General features: G+C 46.9%; 18 protein-coding genes. 15 read left to right on the top strand and 3 right to left on the bottom strand.

Annotated elements, in window-relative coordinates; all coding sequences use genetic code 11:
* Position 1 precedes the first annotated feature (1 nt).
* Positions 2-1,018, bottom strand: coding sequence for a zinc-dependent alcohol dehydrogenase family protein (locus ABSY64_RS04055; protein WP_349641790.1), 1,017 nt, complete (start codon positions 1,016-1,018; stop codon positions 2-4).
* A gap of 357 nt (positions 1,019-1,375) precedes the next feature.
* Here ABSY64_RS04055 and ABSY64_RS04050 point away from each other — a divergent pair, with 357 nt between their 5' ends.
* The 7 genes from ABSY64_RS04050 (at position 1,376) to ABSY64_RS04020 (ending at position 8,393) form a co-directional block, all read left to right on the top strand.
* A complete protein-coding gene (locus tag ABSY64_RS04050) occupies positions 1,376-1,969 on the top strand; it encodes a uracil-DNA glycosylase family protein (protein WP_349641789.1) in 594 nt (197 codons plus the stop codon).
* On the top strand, positions 1,963-2,613 hold the full coding sequence (locus tag ABSY64_RS04045) for a DedA family protein (protein ID WP_349641842.1): 651 nt from the start codon (positions 1,963-1,965) through the stop codon (positions 2,611-2,613). The genes ABSY64_RS04050 and ABSY64_RS04045 overlap by 7 nt, the downstream gene beginning before the upstream one ends.
* Positions 2,614-2,632: 19 nt before the next feature.
* Positions 2,633-4,336 carry a phospho-sugar mutase gene (locus tag ABSY64_RS04040; RefSeq protein ID WP_349641788.1) on the top strand — a complete coding sequence of 568 codons (1,704 nt, stop codon included), beginning with the start codon at positions 2,633-2,635 and terminating at the stop codon, positions 4,334-4,336.
* A 120-nt stretch (positions 4,337-4,456) separates the two neighbouring features.
* On the top strand, positions 4,457-4,816 hold the full coding sequence (gene rplS, locus ABSY64_RS04035) for a 50S ribosomal protein L19 (RefSeq protein ID WP_349641787.1): 360 nt from the start codon (positions 4,457-4,459) through the stop codon (positions 4,814-4,816).
* Between the two features lie 52 nt (positions 4,817-4,868).
* A complete protein-coding gene (gene dinB / locus ABSY64_RS04030; protein WP_349641786.1) occupies positions 4,869-5,966 on the top strand; it encodes a DNA polymerase IV in 1,098 nt (365 codons plus the stop codon).
* A gap of 74 nt (positions 5,967-6,040) precedes the next feature.
* Positions 6,041-7,036, top strand: coding sequence for a DHH family phosphoesterase (locus ABSY64_RS04025; RefSeq protein WP_349641785.1), 996 nt, complete (start codon positions 6,041-6,043; stop codon positions 7,034-7,036).
* A complete protein-coding gene (locus tag ABSY64_RS04020; protein ID WP_349641784.1) occupies positions 7,029-8,393 on the top strand; it encodes a DEAD/DEAH box helicase in 1,365 nt (454 codons plus the stop codon). The genes ABSY64_RS04025 and ABSY64_RS04020 overlap by 8 nt, the downstream gene beginning before the upstream one ends.
* A gap of 28 nt (positions 8,394-8,421) precedes the next feature.
* Here ABSY64_RS04020 and ABSY64_RS04015 read toward each other — a convergent pair whose 3' ends face one another.
* On the bottom strand, positions 8,422-9,159 hold the full coding sequence (locus ABSY64_RS04015; RefSeq protein WP_349641783.1) for a YslB family protein: 738 nt from the start codon (positions 9,157-9,159) through the stop codon (positions 8,422-8,424).
* Positions 9,160-9,263: 104 nt separating this feature from the next.
* On the opposite strand from ABSY64_RS04015, the gene murI reads away from it, so the two are divergent.
* The 5 genes from murI (at position 9,264) to queA (ending at position 13,448) form a co-directional block, all read left to right on the top strand.
* Positions 9,264-10,100: a glutamate racemase gene (murI, locus tag ABSY64_RS04010; RefSeq protein WP_349641782.1), complete on the top strand. Its 837-nt coding sequence runs from the start codon at positions 9,264-9,266 to the stop codon at positions 10,098-10,100.
* Positions 10,097-10,699, top strand: coding sequence for an RdgB/HAM1 family non-canonical purine NTP pyrophosphatase (rdgB, locus tag ABSY64_RS04005; RefSeq protein WP_349641781.1), 603 nt, complete (start codon positions 10,097-10,099; stop codon positions 10,697-10,699). Before murI ends, rdgB begins: the two co-directional genes overlap by 4 nt.
* A gap of 1 nt (position 10,700) precedes the next feature.
* Positions 10,701-11,252 (top strand): YfcE family phosphodiesterase, encoded by a 552-nt coding sequence (locus ABSY64_RS04000; protein ID WP_349641780.1) that lies wholly within the window; start codon positions 10,701-10,703, stop codon positions 11,250-11,252.
* A gap of 67 nt (positions 11,253-11,319) precedes the next feature.
* Entirely contained in the window at positions 11,320-12,387 is a 1,068-nt protein-coding gene (gene ruvB / locus ABSY64_RS03995; protein WP_349641779.1) for a Holliday junction branch migration DNA helicase RuvB, read from the top strand.
* On the top strand, positions 12,387-13,448 hold the full coding sequence (gene queA / locus ABSY64_RS03990) for a tRNA preQ1(34) S-adenosylmethionine ribosyltransferase-isomerase QueA (protein WP_349641777.1): 1,062 nt from the start codon (positions 12,387-12,389) through the stop codon (positions 13,446-13,448). The genes ruvB and queA overlap by 1 nt, the downstream gene beginning before the upstream one ends.
* 37 nt (positions 13,449-13,485) lie before the next feature.
* Here queA and budA read toward each other — a convergent pair whose 3' ends face one another.
* Positions 13,486-14,199: an acetolactate decarboxylase gene (gene budA, locus ABSY64_RS03985; RefSeq protein ID WP_349641776.1), complete on the bottom strand. Its 714-nt coding sequence runs from the start codon at positions 14,197-14,199 to the stop codon at positions 13,486-13,488.
* A gap of 88 nt (positions 14,200-14,287) precedes the next feature.
* Here budA and tsaE point away from each other — a divergent pair, with 88 nt between their 5' ends.
* From tsaE to ABSY64_RS03970, 3 genes are read left to right on the top strand one after another with little or no spacing between them, the layout of a single operon-like run.
* A complete protein-coding gene (gene tsaE / locus ABSY64_RS03980) occupies positions 14,288-14,740 on the top strand; it encodes a tRNA (adenosine(37)-N6)-threonylcarbamoyltransferase complex ATPase subunit type 1 TsaE (protein WP_349641775.1) in 453 nt (150 codons plus the stop codon).
* Positions 14,737-15,219, top strand: a complete 483-nt coding sequence (locus ABSY64_RS03975; RefSeq protein ID WP_349641774.1) for a GNAT family N-acetyltransferase — start codon at positions 14,737-14,739, stop codon at positions 15,217-15,219. The genes tsaE and ABSY64_RS03975 overlap by 4 nt, the downstream gene beginning before the upstream one ends.
* Positions 15,216-15,749, top strand: a complete 534-nt coding sequence (locus tag ABSY64_RS03970; protein ID WP_349641773.1) for a 3'-5' exonuclease — start codon at positions 15,216-15,218, stop codon at positions 15,747-15,749. Before ABSY64_RS03975 ends, ABSY64_RS03970 begins: the two co-directional genes overlap by 4 nt.
* The last annotated feature ends 24 nt before the right edge of the window (positions 15,750-15,773 follow it).

The raw sequence follows: 15,773 nt of genomic DNA, 5'->3' as shown, positions 1-15,773 counted from the left end.
ATTAAGCCTCTTCGCCGCCAACCTTAACAACAGCCTTTGAAACAACACCAAGACGTCCGTTAACGAAGTCGTCAACTTGGTTGTAGTCCAATTCGTGTGACATCAATGGCTTTACGTTCAACTTTCCAGATGACAACAAGGCCAATGAATCTTCGAAGGCGTTAGGGTTGATGAATGAACCTTGGATAGTCAATTCCTTTTGGAAGACTTCGTAAGTGTTCATTTCGAACTTAGCGTCAGGTCCACCAACACCGAACATCAAAACTTGTCCACCACGGGCTGATGATTCAACAGCCAATTCTTGAGTTTGTGGCAAACCAACGGCTTCGATAACCATGTCATATTCGCCGGCAGGAACCTTGTCACCATTCTTAGTGTTGTAAGTGTTAACAACACCGAATTGGTCCTTGTTCATCTTCAACTTTTCGTCAACGATACCAGCCAAGTCAACTTGGTGGATACCGTAAGCTTGAAGGATTTGAACGAACAATTCACCCATGAATCCGTCACCGATAACCAAAGCCTTTTGGTATGGTGATGGCTTCAACAACTTCATACCGTGAACGGCACATGAAATTGGTTCAACGATGGCAGCTGACTTCAAGTCAACGTTGTCAGGAATTGGGTAAACAACAGTAGCAGGGGCAGTGAAGTAATCTTCGAAACCACCGTTACGAGTAACACCAACGGCTGACAAGTGCTCACACAATTCAGGACGACCAGTGTGGCAGTACTTGCACTGTCCACAGTAGATGTTAGGGTCAACAGTGACGCGGTCACCAACCTTAACGTTTGTTACTTCTGAACCGATTTCAGCAACAACACCTGAGTTTTCGTGTCCCAAAACGATTGGGGGAACGGCGTCAGCTGATCCTGGTTCACCAGCGTACAAGGCGTGGTCAGTACCACAAATACCTGCAAAGGCAGTGTGAATCAAAACCTCGTTAGGCTTTACTTCAGGCTTCTCGATATCTTGCAATTCAAGTTGCTTCTTACCAGTTAAAACTAATGCTTTCATGAACATTCTCCTTTACGAATATATCGTTAGTAATTTCATTACGCTCTATATGTTAAAGCTCGAACAAAGTAATGTCAATCATTTTTTTTAATTTGTAAATCCCTTGTAATATAAAGGTTTCTTGTGAAATTCTAACAAGCTAATAAATGAGCAAAGTCGCCTTATAAATTAAAAAATTAAGCTCGCATCTTCCTTTCTTATTGATACTGAAAGCGCTTTCAGTTAGAATATAACAAAATCAATTGCGCATGTAAAGTACCTTTATTTTTAATAAGACTTGGAAGGGGTTAATTCGTAAACTATAATAGAAGCCGTTAGGTATTTATAATCATTTAATAAAGGAAGGGTAAGGTACAAATGTCGAAGTTAATTTTGCAAGACGAAATTGAAGCGGATCCGATGAACGCGGAATTTACTAAAGAGGGCTTGAAGCCCATTTACTGGGTTGATCCACGTGCTAAGATTCTGATTGTTGGACAGGCTCCCGGACGCAAGGTCCAGGAAACGGGCATCATGTGGAATGATGCGTCGGGTGATCGCTTGCGTGAATGGCTCGGCGTTGACCACGATACCTTCTATAATTCAGGGCTCTTTGCGGTCTTGCCAATGGATTGTTATTATCCCGGCAAAGCCAAGAGTGGGGATAAGCCTCCCCGCAAGGAGTTTGCTGAAAAATGGCATCCTAAGCTTATGGCCAAGATGCCTAACATTCAGTTGATTATCTTGATTGGGTCTTATGCGCAGCGTTACTACTTGCATTTGGCACCGAAGGTCAGGACGACGGATGTAATCAAAGATTTTCGGCATTACTTGCCCAAGTATCTTCCAATTGTTCATCCTTCACCACGTAATAACATTTGGTTAAAACGCAATCCTTGGTTTGAAAAGGAGGTAATTCCTCGTTTGCAAGCTGAGGTTAAGGACATCCAGAAAGGGGTTACGCCATCGTAACACTTGGTATTTTTTCCAACTTTGTCAGCCATGTCGTCTCCAATTCGACCCAGTTTACACTGGCGGAATACACAATTTTATTCCTATTAATATTCATCGAAACTGGTGGGATCGTCACGGGCTTCATTCCCGCCGATGCCTTGGTCATGACAGCAGCTGGAATTGCCGGTATGCACCACTCCCTTTCAGAATTGCTAATTTTAATTCTGGTATTTGGGACGGCTTCCGTGCTTGGTGATTCGGTTAACTATTGGTTTGGGGCCTTTATTGTTAAGCAGTTGGATCGAATTCCTTTTCTAAGAAAGCATTTGAATGGTGAATTTGCTAGCAAGGTTGCTGATAATTTACATCCACGCCGCTGGTTGCTCTTCTTGGTGCTTGGACGGTTCATTCCCTTTGTTCGAACAATCGTACCCTTGGTTGCGCATCGCTTGGGGCTGGCCTTTCATTCCTATGTGAAAATGGCGCTTTTTGCCAGTTTTCTTTGGTCAACAGTCATGGTCTCAATTGGCTATTACGCGGGTCATTTGGAATTACCAACAGAGTGGTTGATTGGACTGATTGTCGTCGGCGCGATTGTTGTGATTTTTACGCTGCGACACCCGGCTTTTCGCCAGTATATTCTAGACTTATTAACGAAATAATCATTTTGAGGAGTAATGCATGTCTTCACAAGAACTAATCCAACAATGGCAGCAGGCTGATTTGCCAGCTGATTTAGCTAAGGAAATGAGTCAGGCGACGCCGGCTGAGCTCGAAGATGCCTTTTACCAGAACTTATCCTTTGGGACGGCTGGAATGCGTGGTCAAATGGGACCCGGTACCAACCGGATGAATATTTTTACTGTTTGTCAAGTGACTGAGGCATTGGCAAATTATATTGATCAGCAAGGCGAAACAGCTAAAAAGCGGGGTGTGGTGATTTCCTTTGATTCCCGTCATCACTCGCAGGAATTCGCTGAAAATGCTGCCGAAGTTTTGTCAGCGCATGGTATTCAAGTCTTCTTGTTTACTTCTTTGCGACCAACACCTGAGCTTTCCTTCTCAGTTCGTTACAAGAAGGCTTTTGCCGGAATTATGATTACGGCTTCGCACAATCCTAAGCAGGACAATGGCTACAAGGTATATGGCGAAGATGGTGGACAGATGATTCCATCAGCCGTTCAGGCAGTTTTGGATGAACGAGCAAAAATTACGGATCCATTCCACATTCAACTCGACAAGACCCGCCGCCACGTGACGATGGTTGACGACGAGTTGGATAATGCCTACTTGGCTGAAGTGAAGACCGTTACGGTTGACCATGACTTGGTGGCTAAGGAAAGCAAGCAAGTGAAGTTTGTCTATTCACCCCTGCACGGAACCGGCCAATACATTGGTGAAAAGGCTTTGAAGCAAGCTGGCTTCACGAATTACACCATTGTTAAGGAACAAGCGGTTTTGGATGGTGATTTTCCAACGGTTAAAAAGCCTAATCCTGAAGATCCTGGTGCCATGGCACTCGGGATTGAATATGCCAAGCGCGAAGGTGCTGACATGGTGGTGGCAACCGACCCTGATGCTGACCGAATGGGCGCTGCGGTGCGTTTGTCCGACGGTTCTTACAAGCTTTTGACGGGAAACCAAATCGCTGCCTTAATGGTTCACTACCTCTTGAGCGCTAAGAAGCGGACCAAGACTTTACCTGAAAACGGCGCCATTGTTACTTCAATTGTCTCGTCAACTTTTGCCCAACAAATTGCTAAGAGTTATGGCGTGGCAACTTTTGATGTCTTGACTGGCTTTAAGTACATTGCAGCCATGATTGACCGCTTCGAAGCAACCGGGGATTACCAATTCCTCTTTGGTTTTGAAGAGAGTTATGGCTACTTGATTAAGCCTTTTGCCCATGATAAGGATGCCATTCAAGCCTTGGTGCTCTTTGCTGAATTGGCTGCTTACTACAAGTCGATTGGCCAGACTTTCGCCGATGGCTTGGACGAACTTTTCGAAAAGTATGGTTACTTTGAAGAAAAGACGACGAGTTTTGAATTCCCTGGCATGAATGGTCATCAAGAAATGGCTGATATCATGACGAAGATGCGCAAGGAACGTTTGACTACCATTGTTGGTCAGCCGGTTATCGCCGTGCAAGATTTCCAACAAGGTTTAGAGTTTGACCGGAATGGTGAAGAAAAGCCTTTGAGCCAGCCTCAAGCCAATGTCTTGAAGTATTGGCTAGCCGACGGTTCTTGGGTGGCCTTGCGTCCATCTGGTACGGAGCCAAAGCTCAAGCTCTATGTCGGGGTTGTTTCTGATTCGGCTGAAGCTGCCGATCATCAATTGAAGCAGATTCAGGCTGAATTTGACCAGGCCATTAAAAACTGATGGACAGCAAGAGCTGAATTTGTTATCATAGTAACCGGCTGATACAGCCATTAATTAACGATAATCCTCTGTGCGATTAAGTCTGCGGGCAAGTGTACGATTGTCGATTAGGAGAATGACATGCGTCAAAATAGTATTTTAGAAAAAGTTACTTCAACTCAGATCCGTTCTGATGTTCCTGACTTTCGTGCAGGGGACTCTGTTCGAGTTCACGCCATGATCGTCGAAGGTGAACGTGAACGTGTTCAGTTGTTTGAAGGAGTTGTGATCAAGCGTAAGGGTACTGGTATCCAGACTACTTACACTGTTCGTAAGGTTTCTTCTGGTGTTGGTGTGGAACGTACTTTCCCATTGCACTCACCACGAGTTGCTAAGATTGAAGTTACTCGTTTGGGACGCGTTCGTCGTGCAAAGCTTTACTACCTTCGCTCATTGCAAGGTAAGGCTGCTCGTATCAAGGAACGTCGTCAAGACATCTGATACTAAAAATCCTCCTTTTCAGGGAGGGTTTTTTTATTTTTGGAGAATGGTGATGGCAGAATTTTTAAAGGCAGTTGATGACCGAAAGATCTTGCATGTCGATCTTGATGCCTTCTATGCCCAAATTGAAATGCGGGACAATCCAAATTTGAAGGGTAAAGCAGTGGTTATTGCTCGTGACCCGCTCGAATCGCATGGCCATGGGGTCGTGGCGACGGCTAATTATCAGGCCCGACAGTTTGGCATTCATTCGGCCATGTCGGCCATGGAAGCGAAGCGTTTGGCACCGGATGCAGTTTTTGTCCGACCAGATTTCGATAAATACCGCCGCATTTCGAACCAAATTCACACTATTTTTCATGAGTTTACGCCCAAAATTGAACCAGTCGCACTGGATGAGGCCTACCTGGATATTACGGATAATCCCCACAGTGGCGCGGCAGTTGCCGCTGAAATTCGACACCGAATTTTAAAAGAAACAAAATTAACCAGTTCCGTCGGGGTTTCGTACAATAAGTTATTAGCCAAGCTGGGGTCGGGCTATAACAAGCCCAATGGTGTGACGGTCATTGACCCACAGCAAGCGCAGGCTTTCATGGACGCTTTGCCGATTGCTTCATTTCGTGGAGTGGGTCGACGGGGCCAGGAAAAGTTTGCTAAACTGGGTGTAGAGACGGGGCGGCAGTTGCGTGCTCTAACGCTGGATGAACTGCGGGCACTCTTTGGCAAGTTAGGGGATGTCCTCTACTGGCAAGCACGCGGCGTGCACTTTGGCCAAGTCGCCTGGCAGCGCCAGCGTCAATCGGTTGGAAAAGAAGCGACTTTTGACCAGCCTTTGCATGATATGACCGCTGTGAATACGCATTTTCGTCGTTTAGCCGAACAGGTTAGCGCCAAGATGCAAAGTAAGAATTTTGCTGCTCGTACTCTGAATGTTAAGATTCGTCTAGATAATTATCAGACGATTACCCGTTCCATCACCCAATCGGCTGTTTGGCCCTTGGAAGTTGGTGCGATGGTGCAAGCGGCTGAAAACATTTTTGAAGAAAATGTGGACGAACCTTTTTCAATACGCTTGCTCGGAATTTCTTTTAGTAATATTGAAAGTAAAAGTTTTGATCCTGTGTCCTTGTTTGATTTACCCAACTAGTGTTTGATAACTCGTCGCGGGTGTATAATGGACTCGTAGGGGACAGTTAAGAATTTAAAGTGAAAGATAAAGTTATGACAACTATTCAAGAAGATATATTAGAACAAATTAAACGTTACGATACGATTATTATTCACCGTCACCAACGGCCTGATCCTGACGCCTATGGCTCTCAATTAGGCTTGCGGGAAATCCTGCGGGCTACTTTCCCGGAGAAAAAGATTTACGCGGTTGGAAAAGCTATTCCTGGTTTAGCCTGGATTGGTGAAGATGGCGATTTCATGGATGATGTGCCCGATTCTGCCTATAAAAAGGCCTTAGTCATTGTCTGTGATACGGCTAATGACCCTCGAATCGATGACCAGCGCTGGCGCAATGGCTTAGAAATCGTTAAGATTGATCATCATCCTAACGTTGAACCTTACGGCGATTGGCAGTGGGTTCAGGATGAAAAGCCTGCCACAGCCGTGATGATTTACGAGTGGTATGAAGCCCTCAAGGAGCAAGGGGTGGTGATGAACGCCAAGGCGGCTCGTTACCTCTATATTGGAATCATCGGTGATACTGGCCGCTTCCTTTATGGCTTGGATGCCAATTTATTCCGCGTTGTGTCGGAGCTCTTTAAGTATGACTTTGACTATCAAGCCATTTACCACCACACAACGACCATCTCTGAAAATGCGGCCAAGTTCTCGGGCTACGTTTTGCAGCATTTGAATATTATGCCTTCGGGTTTTGCCTACGTTGTTTTGACGCGAACGTTGATTCATCAGTTCGATTTGGGCGATGCTGGCACTTCATTTATCGTGCCTTTGCCGGCGCGAGTTGACCGAGTGAAGGCTTGGGCAATCTTTGAAGAGCAAGATGAGGGGAACTACCGCGTGCGGATGCGCTCTCGTTCAGTTTCAATTAACCAAATTGCCCAGCGCTTTGGCGGTGGCGGTCATCCAATGGCCTCTGGTGCTTGGGCCCAGGACCAAGCTGAAATTGATCAGATTATTAAGACAGTTGACCAAGCGCTTGAAAAAGAAGAAGCTAGTCAAAAAGTAAAGGAAGATAACGATGCCTGAAGTGACGAATCACTTTCGACAATTTAATTTAAAGCCGGCTGTAATTGAGGCTTTGACCAAGATTGGTTTTACTAAGCCAACTAAAGTTCAGGGGCGCTTGATTCCTGATATTTTAAAGGGCAAAGACGTGGTCGGGCAGTCACAGACTGGCTCTGGGAAAACGCACACTTTTTTGGTGCCGATTTTCAATCAATTGGCTGTTGATGATCATGAAACGCAGGTCGTCATCACTACGCCATCACGTGAATTGGCTGCGCAGATTACCAAAGCTGCCCGCCAATTTTCTGATGCAATGGGCAACGAGAAGGTCACGATTGCCGAATACGTTGGTGGAACCGACAAGCAACGGCAGGTTCGCCAGCTTGAAAAGCACCAGGCTCAAATTGTTATCGGAACACCGGGCCGTATTAAGGACTTGGTGGAAACTGGTGTATTGAAGGTTAATACTGTCAAAACGATGGTCGTTGACGAAGCTGATATGACGCTAGACATGGGCTTCTTGCAAGAAGTTGACTATATTGCAGGCGCCATGCCAGATGACTTGCAGACCTTGGTTTTCTCAGCAACAATGCCGGCTAAGCTTAAGCCTTTCTTGAAGAAGTATTTGGATGAACCACGTTTTGAAGAAATTCCAAGCGAAACCGTTATTGCGGATACGATTGATAATTGGCTCATTTCGACCAAGTCAAAGGACAAGGATCAGGTAATTGAACAGTTACTCGGTATCTTGCAACCTTACCTGGCTTTGATTTTTGCTAACACCAAGGAACGGGCCAAGGAATTAGCCCGTACTTTGCGCCAAGAAGGTTACAAGGTGGCTGAAATTCACGGGGATATTGCGCCACGTGAACGCCGTCGCGTGATGAAAAGTATTCAGAACCTCGATTATCAATACGTTGTGGCGACGGATTTGGCTGCTCGTGGAATTGATATTCCAGGTGTTTCCCACGTTATTAATGACGGAATTCCTAACGAACTAGAATTCTTTGTGCATCGTGTGGGCCGGACTGGTCGAAACGGCATGTCCGGAACGGCGATTACGCTATACCGTCCTGAAGAAGAGGATGCGGTTGCTCGTGTTGAAAACATGGGGGTTCACTTCAAGAACAAGCAGATTCGCAACGGTGAAATTCAAGACGTCAAAGATCGTCATGCTCGTCATCAGCGTGTGGCCACGACCAATAAGCTTGAGCCTGAATTGGTTGGAATGGTCAAAAAGAAGAAGAAAGTGGTTAAGCCGGGCTATAAGCGCCGAATTAAGAACACCATTAAGCGTAAGCGCCAAATGGAACGACGAATTGAACAGCGTCAAACAATGCGCGCCGAGCGCCGTCAAAATAAAGCTAATCACAGCTAATAAAAAAAGCACCCGTATGGGTGCTTTTTTATGATTCTGAATGATTTTCTGATTGCCGATTAAAGTGAAAAGCAAGTAGGGAGTCCGTAACTGATTGATCGTAATTAAAGGTCTGACTAGCACTAGTACTTTCCGGTACCACTTCTTCAGCAGTAGCGGCCTCGACTTCAACTTGTGTTCTATCAGGATTTGGCACTGCTTGGCGCTCGTATCGAACTTCTTCATCGAAATCCGTATCGTCTAGCTGGTCACTTTCGGTCAAACGCGTAGCATCTTCTAGGAAAGTGTTGCGCATGGCAACTTCTTGAGAAGGGGACTGCTGCTTAATGTTTTGCGTTAAATCAGTCAAAATTGGAATCACAACACCGCGATGCTTACCAACAATTCGGTAAGATCCTTCGGCTACTGCTCCGGTTTGACTTTCGAGTTGTTGCGCCAAAAAACCAGTTTCAAGGCCGAAATCAGCGCGCGGATTTTGATCAATTCGCTCGCGAGTGATGCTACCGCGCAAACGCCAGGTTTGCTGGTCTTTATTTTGAGATGAAAGGGCAAGGTCACCGAAACCAGCGGTGCGGAAGAAAAGTGTGATGTCTTCAATCGTATCGAGGGGGAATTGACGGGCAAGTTCCTTACCAGCCCAGTAGGCGATGTTGCTATAATCTTGTTGAAGTAGGTTGGGCAGTAACTGATCACGCAAAAGGTGCAGGGCGAAGCTGTTCACTTCTTCAGGACTATTGAGCATGTCGCGGTAGCTGTTGTTGTTCATGGTTGAAATCCTTTCAAGTGTTTATTATAGCAAAAAACTTAGCCCGAAATTCAAAGGCTTGCATTCTAAATCGGAGCGTTCATAATAAATTTATGGAAAAAAATATGCGACCAATTGGCATGATGGATTCAGGCGTGGGTGGCCTGACCGTCTTAAAAGCCACACAAAAGCTCTTACCTAATGAGCGTTATATTTACGTTGGTGATACAGCTCGAATGCCCTATGGACCACGTTCGAGCGAAGAAGTCGTCGAGTTCAGCTTGGAAATCGCCCATTTCTTGGTTGACCACTATCAAATTAAACTGCTGGCGATTGCCTGTAATACGGCGACGGCCTGCGCCTTACCGGCCCTGCAAGCCGAACTTGATATTCCAATCGTGGGTGTAATTGATGCGGGTGCTCGGGCAGCGATTGCGGCGACGAAAAACAAGCGAGTTGGCGTGATTGCAACGGAAGGAACCATTAGCTCGGGTTCTTATCAAGGTGATTTGAAAGCGGGGGATCCTGATTTAGAAATTTTTGCAGAAGCACAACCCGACTTCGTACAATACGTTGAAGGGGCCCGCTACAATGACGAGGCCTTGCAGTTTGAAATTGACCGCCACCTGGCTAACTTGGCTAAGGACGATGTCGATACCTTGGTTCTCGGATGTACCCATTTTCCACTCTTGGCGCCTTTAATCCAAAAATCAATGGGAGCGAACGTGACCTTGGTTGATCCAGGCTGGCAGACGGCCCGTGATATTCAAGCGATTTTAAAGGAGCAGCATCTAGCTCAGCCCACCAAAAAACTTGGCGAGAATATTTACTACACCACGGGGTCGCCCGATACTTTCCGAGTGATTGCTTCGGATTGGATGGCTAGTGACAAGCAGCTGGATATTCGTCACCTCGTTATTAAAGAAGATCATGGCAAGGGTTACCTTGAGGAGGCCAAATGACACGTTTAATTATTGCCAGCAAGAATGCTGGTAAAGTAAGCGAAATTGAAAAAATTTTGGGGACAATTTTGCCTGGTTGGCAATTTCTTTCGTTAAAGGACTTGCATCAGGAAATTGAAATTGTGGAAGATGGCCAAACTTTTGAGGAAAATGCCCTAAAGAAGGCCGAGACAATTCAAAAGTGCTATCCTGATGATTTTGTTTTGGCCGATGATTCGGGTTTGTCCGTTGCTGCTTTAAATGGGGAACCTGGGGTATATTCAGCCCGCTATGCTGGTGACCATGATGATGCGGCCAACCGGGCTAAGGTTTTAGCAAAGCTTGCTGGACAGAGCCAGCGTGATGCGGCCTTCGTGACGGTCATGACCTTAGTTGGGCCAGGACGACAACCTTTGGTAAGCAAGGGCGAACTAAAGGGAACGATTGCTTCAGCGGAACGGGGATCGAATGGCTTTGGCTATGATTCAATTTTCCAAGCGGAAGGCAGTTCAGAAACTTTGGCTCAGTATAGTGCTGACCAGAAGAATGCGATTTCGCATCGCAGTCGAGCGCTGCAGGCGCTAGTCAAGGCTATGCCGGCTTGGTTGAAGGAGGATTAAAATGACAAAGGTTTTGATTGTTTCAGATATTCATGGTGATCGGGCGATTTTGGAAGAAATCCGCCACCATTGGGATGGTAAGGTAGAAGCCACTTTTTACAATGGTGATTCTGAACTAGCTGCTGATGATCCTGTTTTTGACGGGGTTTCCACGGTTATCGGCAATAAGGACACGGATGATAATTTTGTGCCCGCTCGTTCAACGGAAATTGACGGCTTACGGATTTTCCAAACGCACGGTCATCTCTATGATGCGACGGTGCCGGGTGAATGGGCCAACTTAAAGGAAATGGATGCCATGGCTAATGAAGTCGGCGCCCAGCTCGTCCTTTTCGGTCACACGCACAAGGTTGGAACAGAATTGTTTGACCACAAGCTCTTTATTAATCCCGGCTCCATTAGTTTGCCATTGGGCCCTTTGGCCGACCGCCTAGGGGGCACCTATGCTGTCCTCTCAATTGATGATCAAATTTTGACCGTTGAATTTTATAACCGAAAGAACGAAGTGATTCCTGAATTACAGTTTGAAATCAAGCGGGATCAATTATCATAAAAATAAAAACTAACCGCTTAGGGTTAGTTTTTATTTTGAGCTGAAAAAGTTGCTATAATGGAAAAGTATGACAGATCAAGATTTACAATTTAACTCCTGGTATGAGGGGCAAAACGAAACCGACGATTTGCTTCACGATGCTGCGGCTAACCAGGCGGAGCAGGAAAATGAATACTCCTTACGGCCACAAAAGCTTTCCGAATATATCGGACAAACGGCTTTAAAAGAGGAGCTCGCCGTTTACATTGCGGCCGCTAAACAGCGTGAAGAAGCACTGGATCACGTCCTTTTGTTCGGACCACCCGGCTTAGGAAAAACGACGCTGGCCATGATTATTGCCAACGAAATGGGCGTGCATTTGAAGACCACTTCGGGTCCCGCTATTGAAAAATCTGGCGATTTGGTGGCTTTACTCAACGGCTTGGAGCCAGGGGATGTCCTCTTTATTGATGAAATCCACCGCATGCCAACCAACATTGAAGAAATGCTCTACTCGGCCATGGAAGACTATTTTGTCGATATCATGGTTGGCCAGGGACCTACGGCCCGCGCGGTTCATTTTCCGCTGCCACCCTTTACTCTAGTTGGGGCGACGACCCGTCCCGGTATGCTATCCAAGCCCTTACGCGATCGTTTTGGGATTATCAATGCTTTACAGTATTACAAGGCAGAAGAGCTTCAAGAAATTGTGCAGCGCACAGCAGATATATTTGGTGCGCCCATCACACCGGAGGGAGCCTATGCCATCGCTTCTCGTTCTCGAGGGACACCGCGAATTGCCAACCGCTTGTTGAAGCGGGTGCGTGATTTTGCTCAGGTGGCTCAGCAGCAAACCATTGAGCCAGAAATTGTTCAAACAGCCTTGAATAAGCTCCGCGTTGACCAAATGGGCTTGGACGAAACTGACCATAAACTGCTAAACGCCATGATTGATTTTTACCATGGTGGACCGGTCGGCTTGAACACCTTGGCGGCCAACATCGGCGAAGAGGCTGACACGATTGAGTCGATGGTCGAACCTTACTTGCTTCAAATTGGCTTTCTACAAAGGACGCCGCGTGGCCGCGTGGTTACGCCGGCAGCATACCGCCACCTCGGACGTCCCTTGCCTGCAGAATTTCGAGAGGATGAATAATGGCAGAAACACCACATTACCAATTATCAGATTTTGATTACGACTTGCCCGAAGAATTGATTGCGCAAACGCCTTTGGCGCAACGAGATCATTCGCGCTTGCTGGTCTTAAATGCTACGACGGGAGCCTACCAGGATCGTCATTTTTACGATATTTTGGAATATCTCAACCCTGGCGATGCCATCGTGATGAACAATTCCCGCGTTTTGCCAGCTCGTTTGCACGGCATTCGTCCCGAAACTGGGGGGCACGCCGAAGTGCTTTTGCTCCGCCAAGACCACGGCGACGTTTGGGAAACTTTGGTTAAGCCTGCTAAAAAGTCGCCAATTGGTTCGACCATTATTTTCGGTGATGATCCCGACCATCCTTTGATGACCGGTACAGTTGTCGGTGAATTGGAACACGGTGGTCGCTACATCGAATTCAAGTACGACGGCATCTTCATGGAGATTTTGGACCGCTTGGGTGAAATGCCCTTGCCGCCCTACATCAAGGAAAAGTTGCAGGACCAAGAACGCTATCAAACCGTCTATTCGAAGGTGGATGGTTCTGCTGCAGCGCCAACGGCTGGTTTGCACTGGACGCCTGAACTGCTTGATGCCGTCCGGGCAAAAGGAGTTAAGACGGTCGAATTGACTTTGCACGTTGGCTTGGGGACTTTCCGGCCGGTCGAAGAAGAAAACATCGACGACCATAAAATGCATTCGGAGTTCTACCAACTGAGCCAAGAGGCTGCCGATACGCTCAACGAGGTCAAGGCCCAGGGTGGCCGCGTCATTGCAACGGGAACGACTTCGATTCGTACCTTGGAAACAATTGGCTCAAAGTTTAAGGGACACTTGCAAGCCGATTCTGGTTGGACGGATATCTTCATCAAACCTGGCTTTCACTGGACGGTGGTGGATGCCTTTATTACCAACTTCCACTTGCCAAAATCAACCCTTGTCATGTTGGTTGCGGCCTTTACGGGACGTGAAAACATTTTGAACGCTTATCAACACGCGGTGGCTGAAAAATATCGTTTCTTCTCCTTTGGGGATGCGATGTTCGTTTACCGTTAATAAAAAGCTCTGCCAATTGGCAGAGCTTTTTTTGTGATTAACCTTCGGCTTTTTCAATGGCTGAATTCAAGTCGTCCAGCTTTTCGAGGTTGGCTTTAACGAAGTCATCGTTGTCGAGTGGCAAATGCTCTTCGAAGTAGTCAATCTTTTGCACGTAAACGTTGGCCTTATCAATGTTGGCACTAAGGGCATGACCGCCCATGTCATGGGCATCGTCGATAAAGTGGCCGTGGAAACCAGCAACCGTCACCCCTTGAAAGACCTTAGGAGCGTGATAGGCGATAAACTGACCATCAACGTCTTCTTTTTCAAATTCATGCTGACCTTCCGCAATCTTGCTAAGGCTTGGATAGGGCTTCTTGGCCCCGTCCGCTGAGCGTGTCTTCACGTCCTTGAAGTGGCCCTTGATGAGGACACTGAAGAAGTAGTTGCCGCCGCGAATCTTTTGCTTTACGTCACGTAAGAGTTCGGAAACGTTGATGTCTTGGTAAGTACCAAAGAAATGGAAATCACCCTGGTGCACGTTTGCAAAGGGGACCGTCATTTCGGGGTCCGCGATGGTTGGCTTACTTTGTGAAGGAATATGATAGGCAGTGCCGTCCAAAATAATCAATTCTCCGTTGATTCCTTGTCCAGTTCCAATGCCATAGTTACCATGCTCCATCAGCTCTTTAACGGTAATCGTACCCTCCAAAAGCTTTTCTTGAAGCATCTGCATGCTACCTTCTTGATACAAAGTTGTCTTTGCCATAATCCTGCCTTTCAAATTCTAATTTCACAATCGATTATAGTACAAGTGTGGAATTAATGCTGGCCTTTCACCATGCTATAATGAAGCCATGAAGAAATTTCGTTCCAATCAAGTTGAAGATACGCAGGCCTTGGCAAAAGCAATTGCTGCTTTGGCCTATCCGGGTTTGGTCATCACGCTCACGGGTGATTTAGGCGCGGGTAAAACGACTTTTACGCAGGGCTTTGCCCGTGCTGCCGGCGTTAAGCGCCGGGTGAAAAGCCCGACCTTTAACATCATGAGCCAGTACGAGGGAAGCAATTGGCCTTTGTACCACTTCGATGCTTACCGTCTGGAAAATACTGGCGCGCAGGACCAGGGTTTTGAAGATTTCTTGGGAACCGACGGCGTTGCCTTAGTGGAATGGCCCCAGTACATGGCGGACATTCTGCCTAACGACCGTTTGATTTTAGATTTCAAACGTTTGGACGGTGACGATCAACGTGAAATTACCGTGACTGGTCAGGGCCGAGCCGAAAAGATTGAGCAGGCTCTATCATGAGCAAAGCTTATCAGTATTCCTTGCTGACCTTGACCGCTGACTATGCGCCGCAGGCCTACCAGCTGATTGACCTTCTGCAGGAAGAAAGTGACACCTTTACCTTGGGGGCCGTTCGCGACGGCCAACAAGCTCGCCCCGGTGATGCCTCTTTGCCGGATCGAACTTGGCTAGTGATGGCCAATGATCAGCAGCAGGAGCGGTCAATCGGGATTGCCTCGATTGACCAACAGGAAGTCGGGATTGCCATCTTGAAAGAGTTTCAGGGACAAGGTTTGGGGAAACGAACCGTTACGGCCATGATCGCCTGGGCGAAGCAAACGGGATTGCCCTGGCTCTGGCTTGATGTTCAGGCTCAAAATGAAGTCGCCATTCATCTTTACCAGCAATTTTCTTTTGAATTCACTGGGGAAGACAGCGATTTCACTTTGCCAAACGGAAAAGTTCGTCAGCTACGGCGAATGCGATTGGAGTTAGTATGAATTTTGTTGCCATTGATTTTGAAACGGCCAATCACGAGCGTCACTCGGCCGTTTCTCTGGCCTTAGTGGTCGTGCGCGATGATAAAATCGTGGACCAATTTTATAGTTTGATTAAGCCACCAACATATTTCTCTAAGCGGAATACTCAGATTCATGGGATTCGCAAGGAGGATGTGGCAGAGGCGCCGGATTTTGCTACCCTTTGGCCCACGATTGCGCCGCTTTTTACCGAGGATCAACTCGTGGTGGCTCACAATGCCAATTTTGACTCTTCGGTTTTGAAGGGAACTTTGGCCTATTTTGGTTTCAGTGAACCGCACTACCAGTTGTTAGACACGGTGGCAACGAGCCGCTACTTTTTCCCAGCCTTTCCTAACCACAAACTCAACACGGTGGCCGATCAATTGAACCTGGACTTAAAAAACCACCACAACGCCTTGGCTGATGCGATTGCTTGTGCGCAGATTTTGATTTACCAGGCCAAGCAATCTGGCCCACAGGCTCTTAAACCCTTCGTTAAGAACAAATAAAAAACGCCCATCCGGGCGTTTTTT

It is taken from the genome of Eupransor demetentiae, assembly GCF_963930865.1.
GTDB classification, from domain to species: domain Bacteria; phylum Bacillota; class Bacilli; order Lactobacillales; family Lactobacillaceae; genus Eupransor; species Eupransor demetentiae.
Note: the sequence above shows the minus strand (reverse complement) of the source record. Positions and strands in the feature narration are given on the sequence as shown.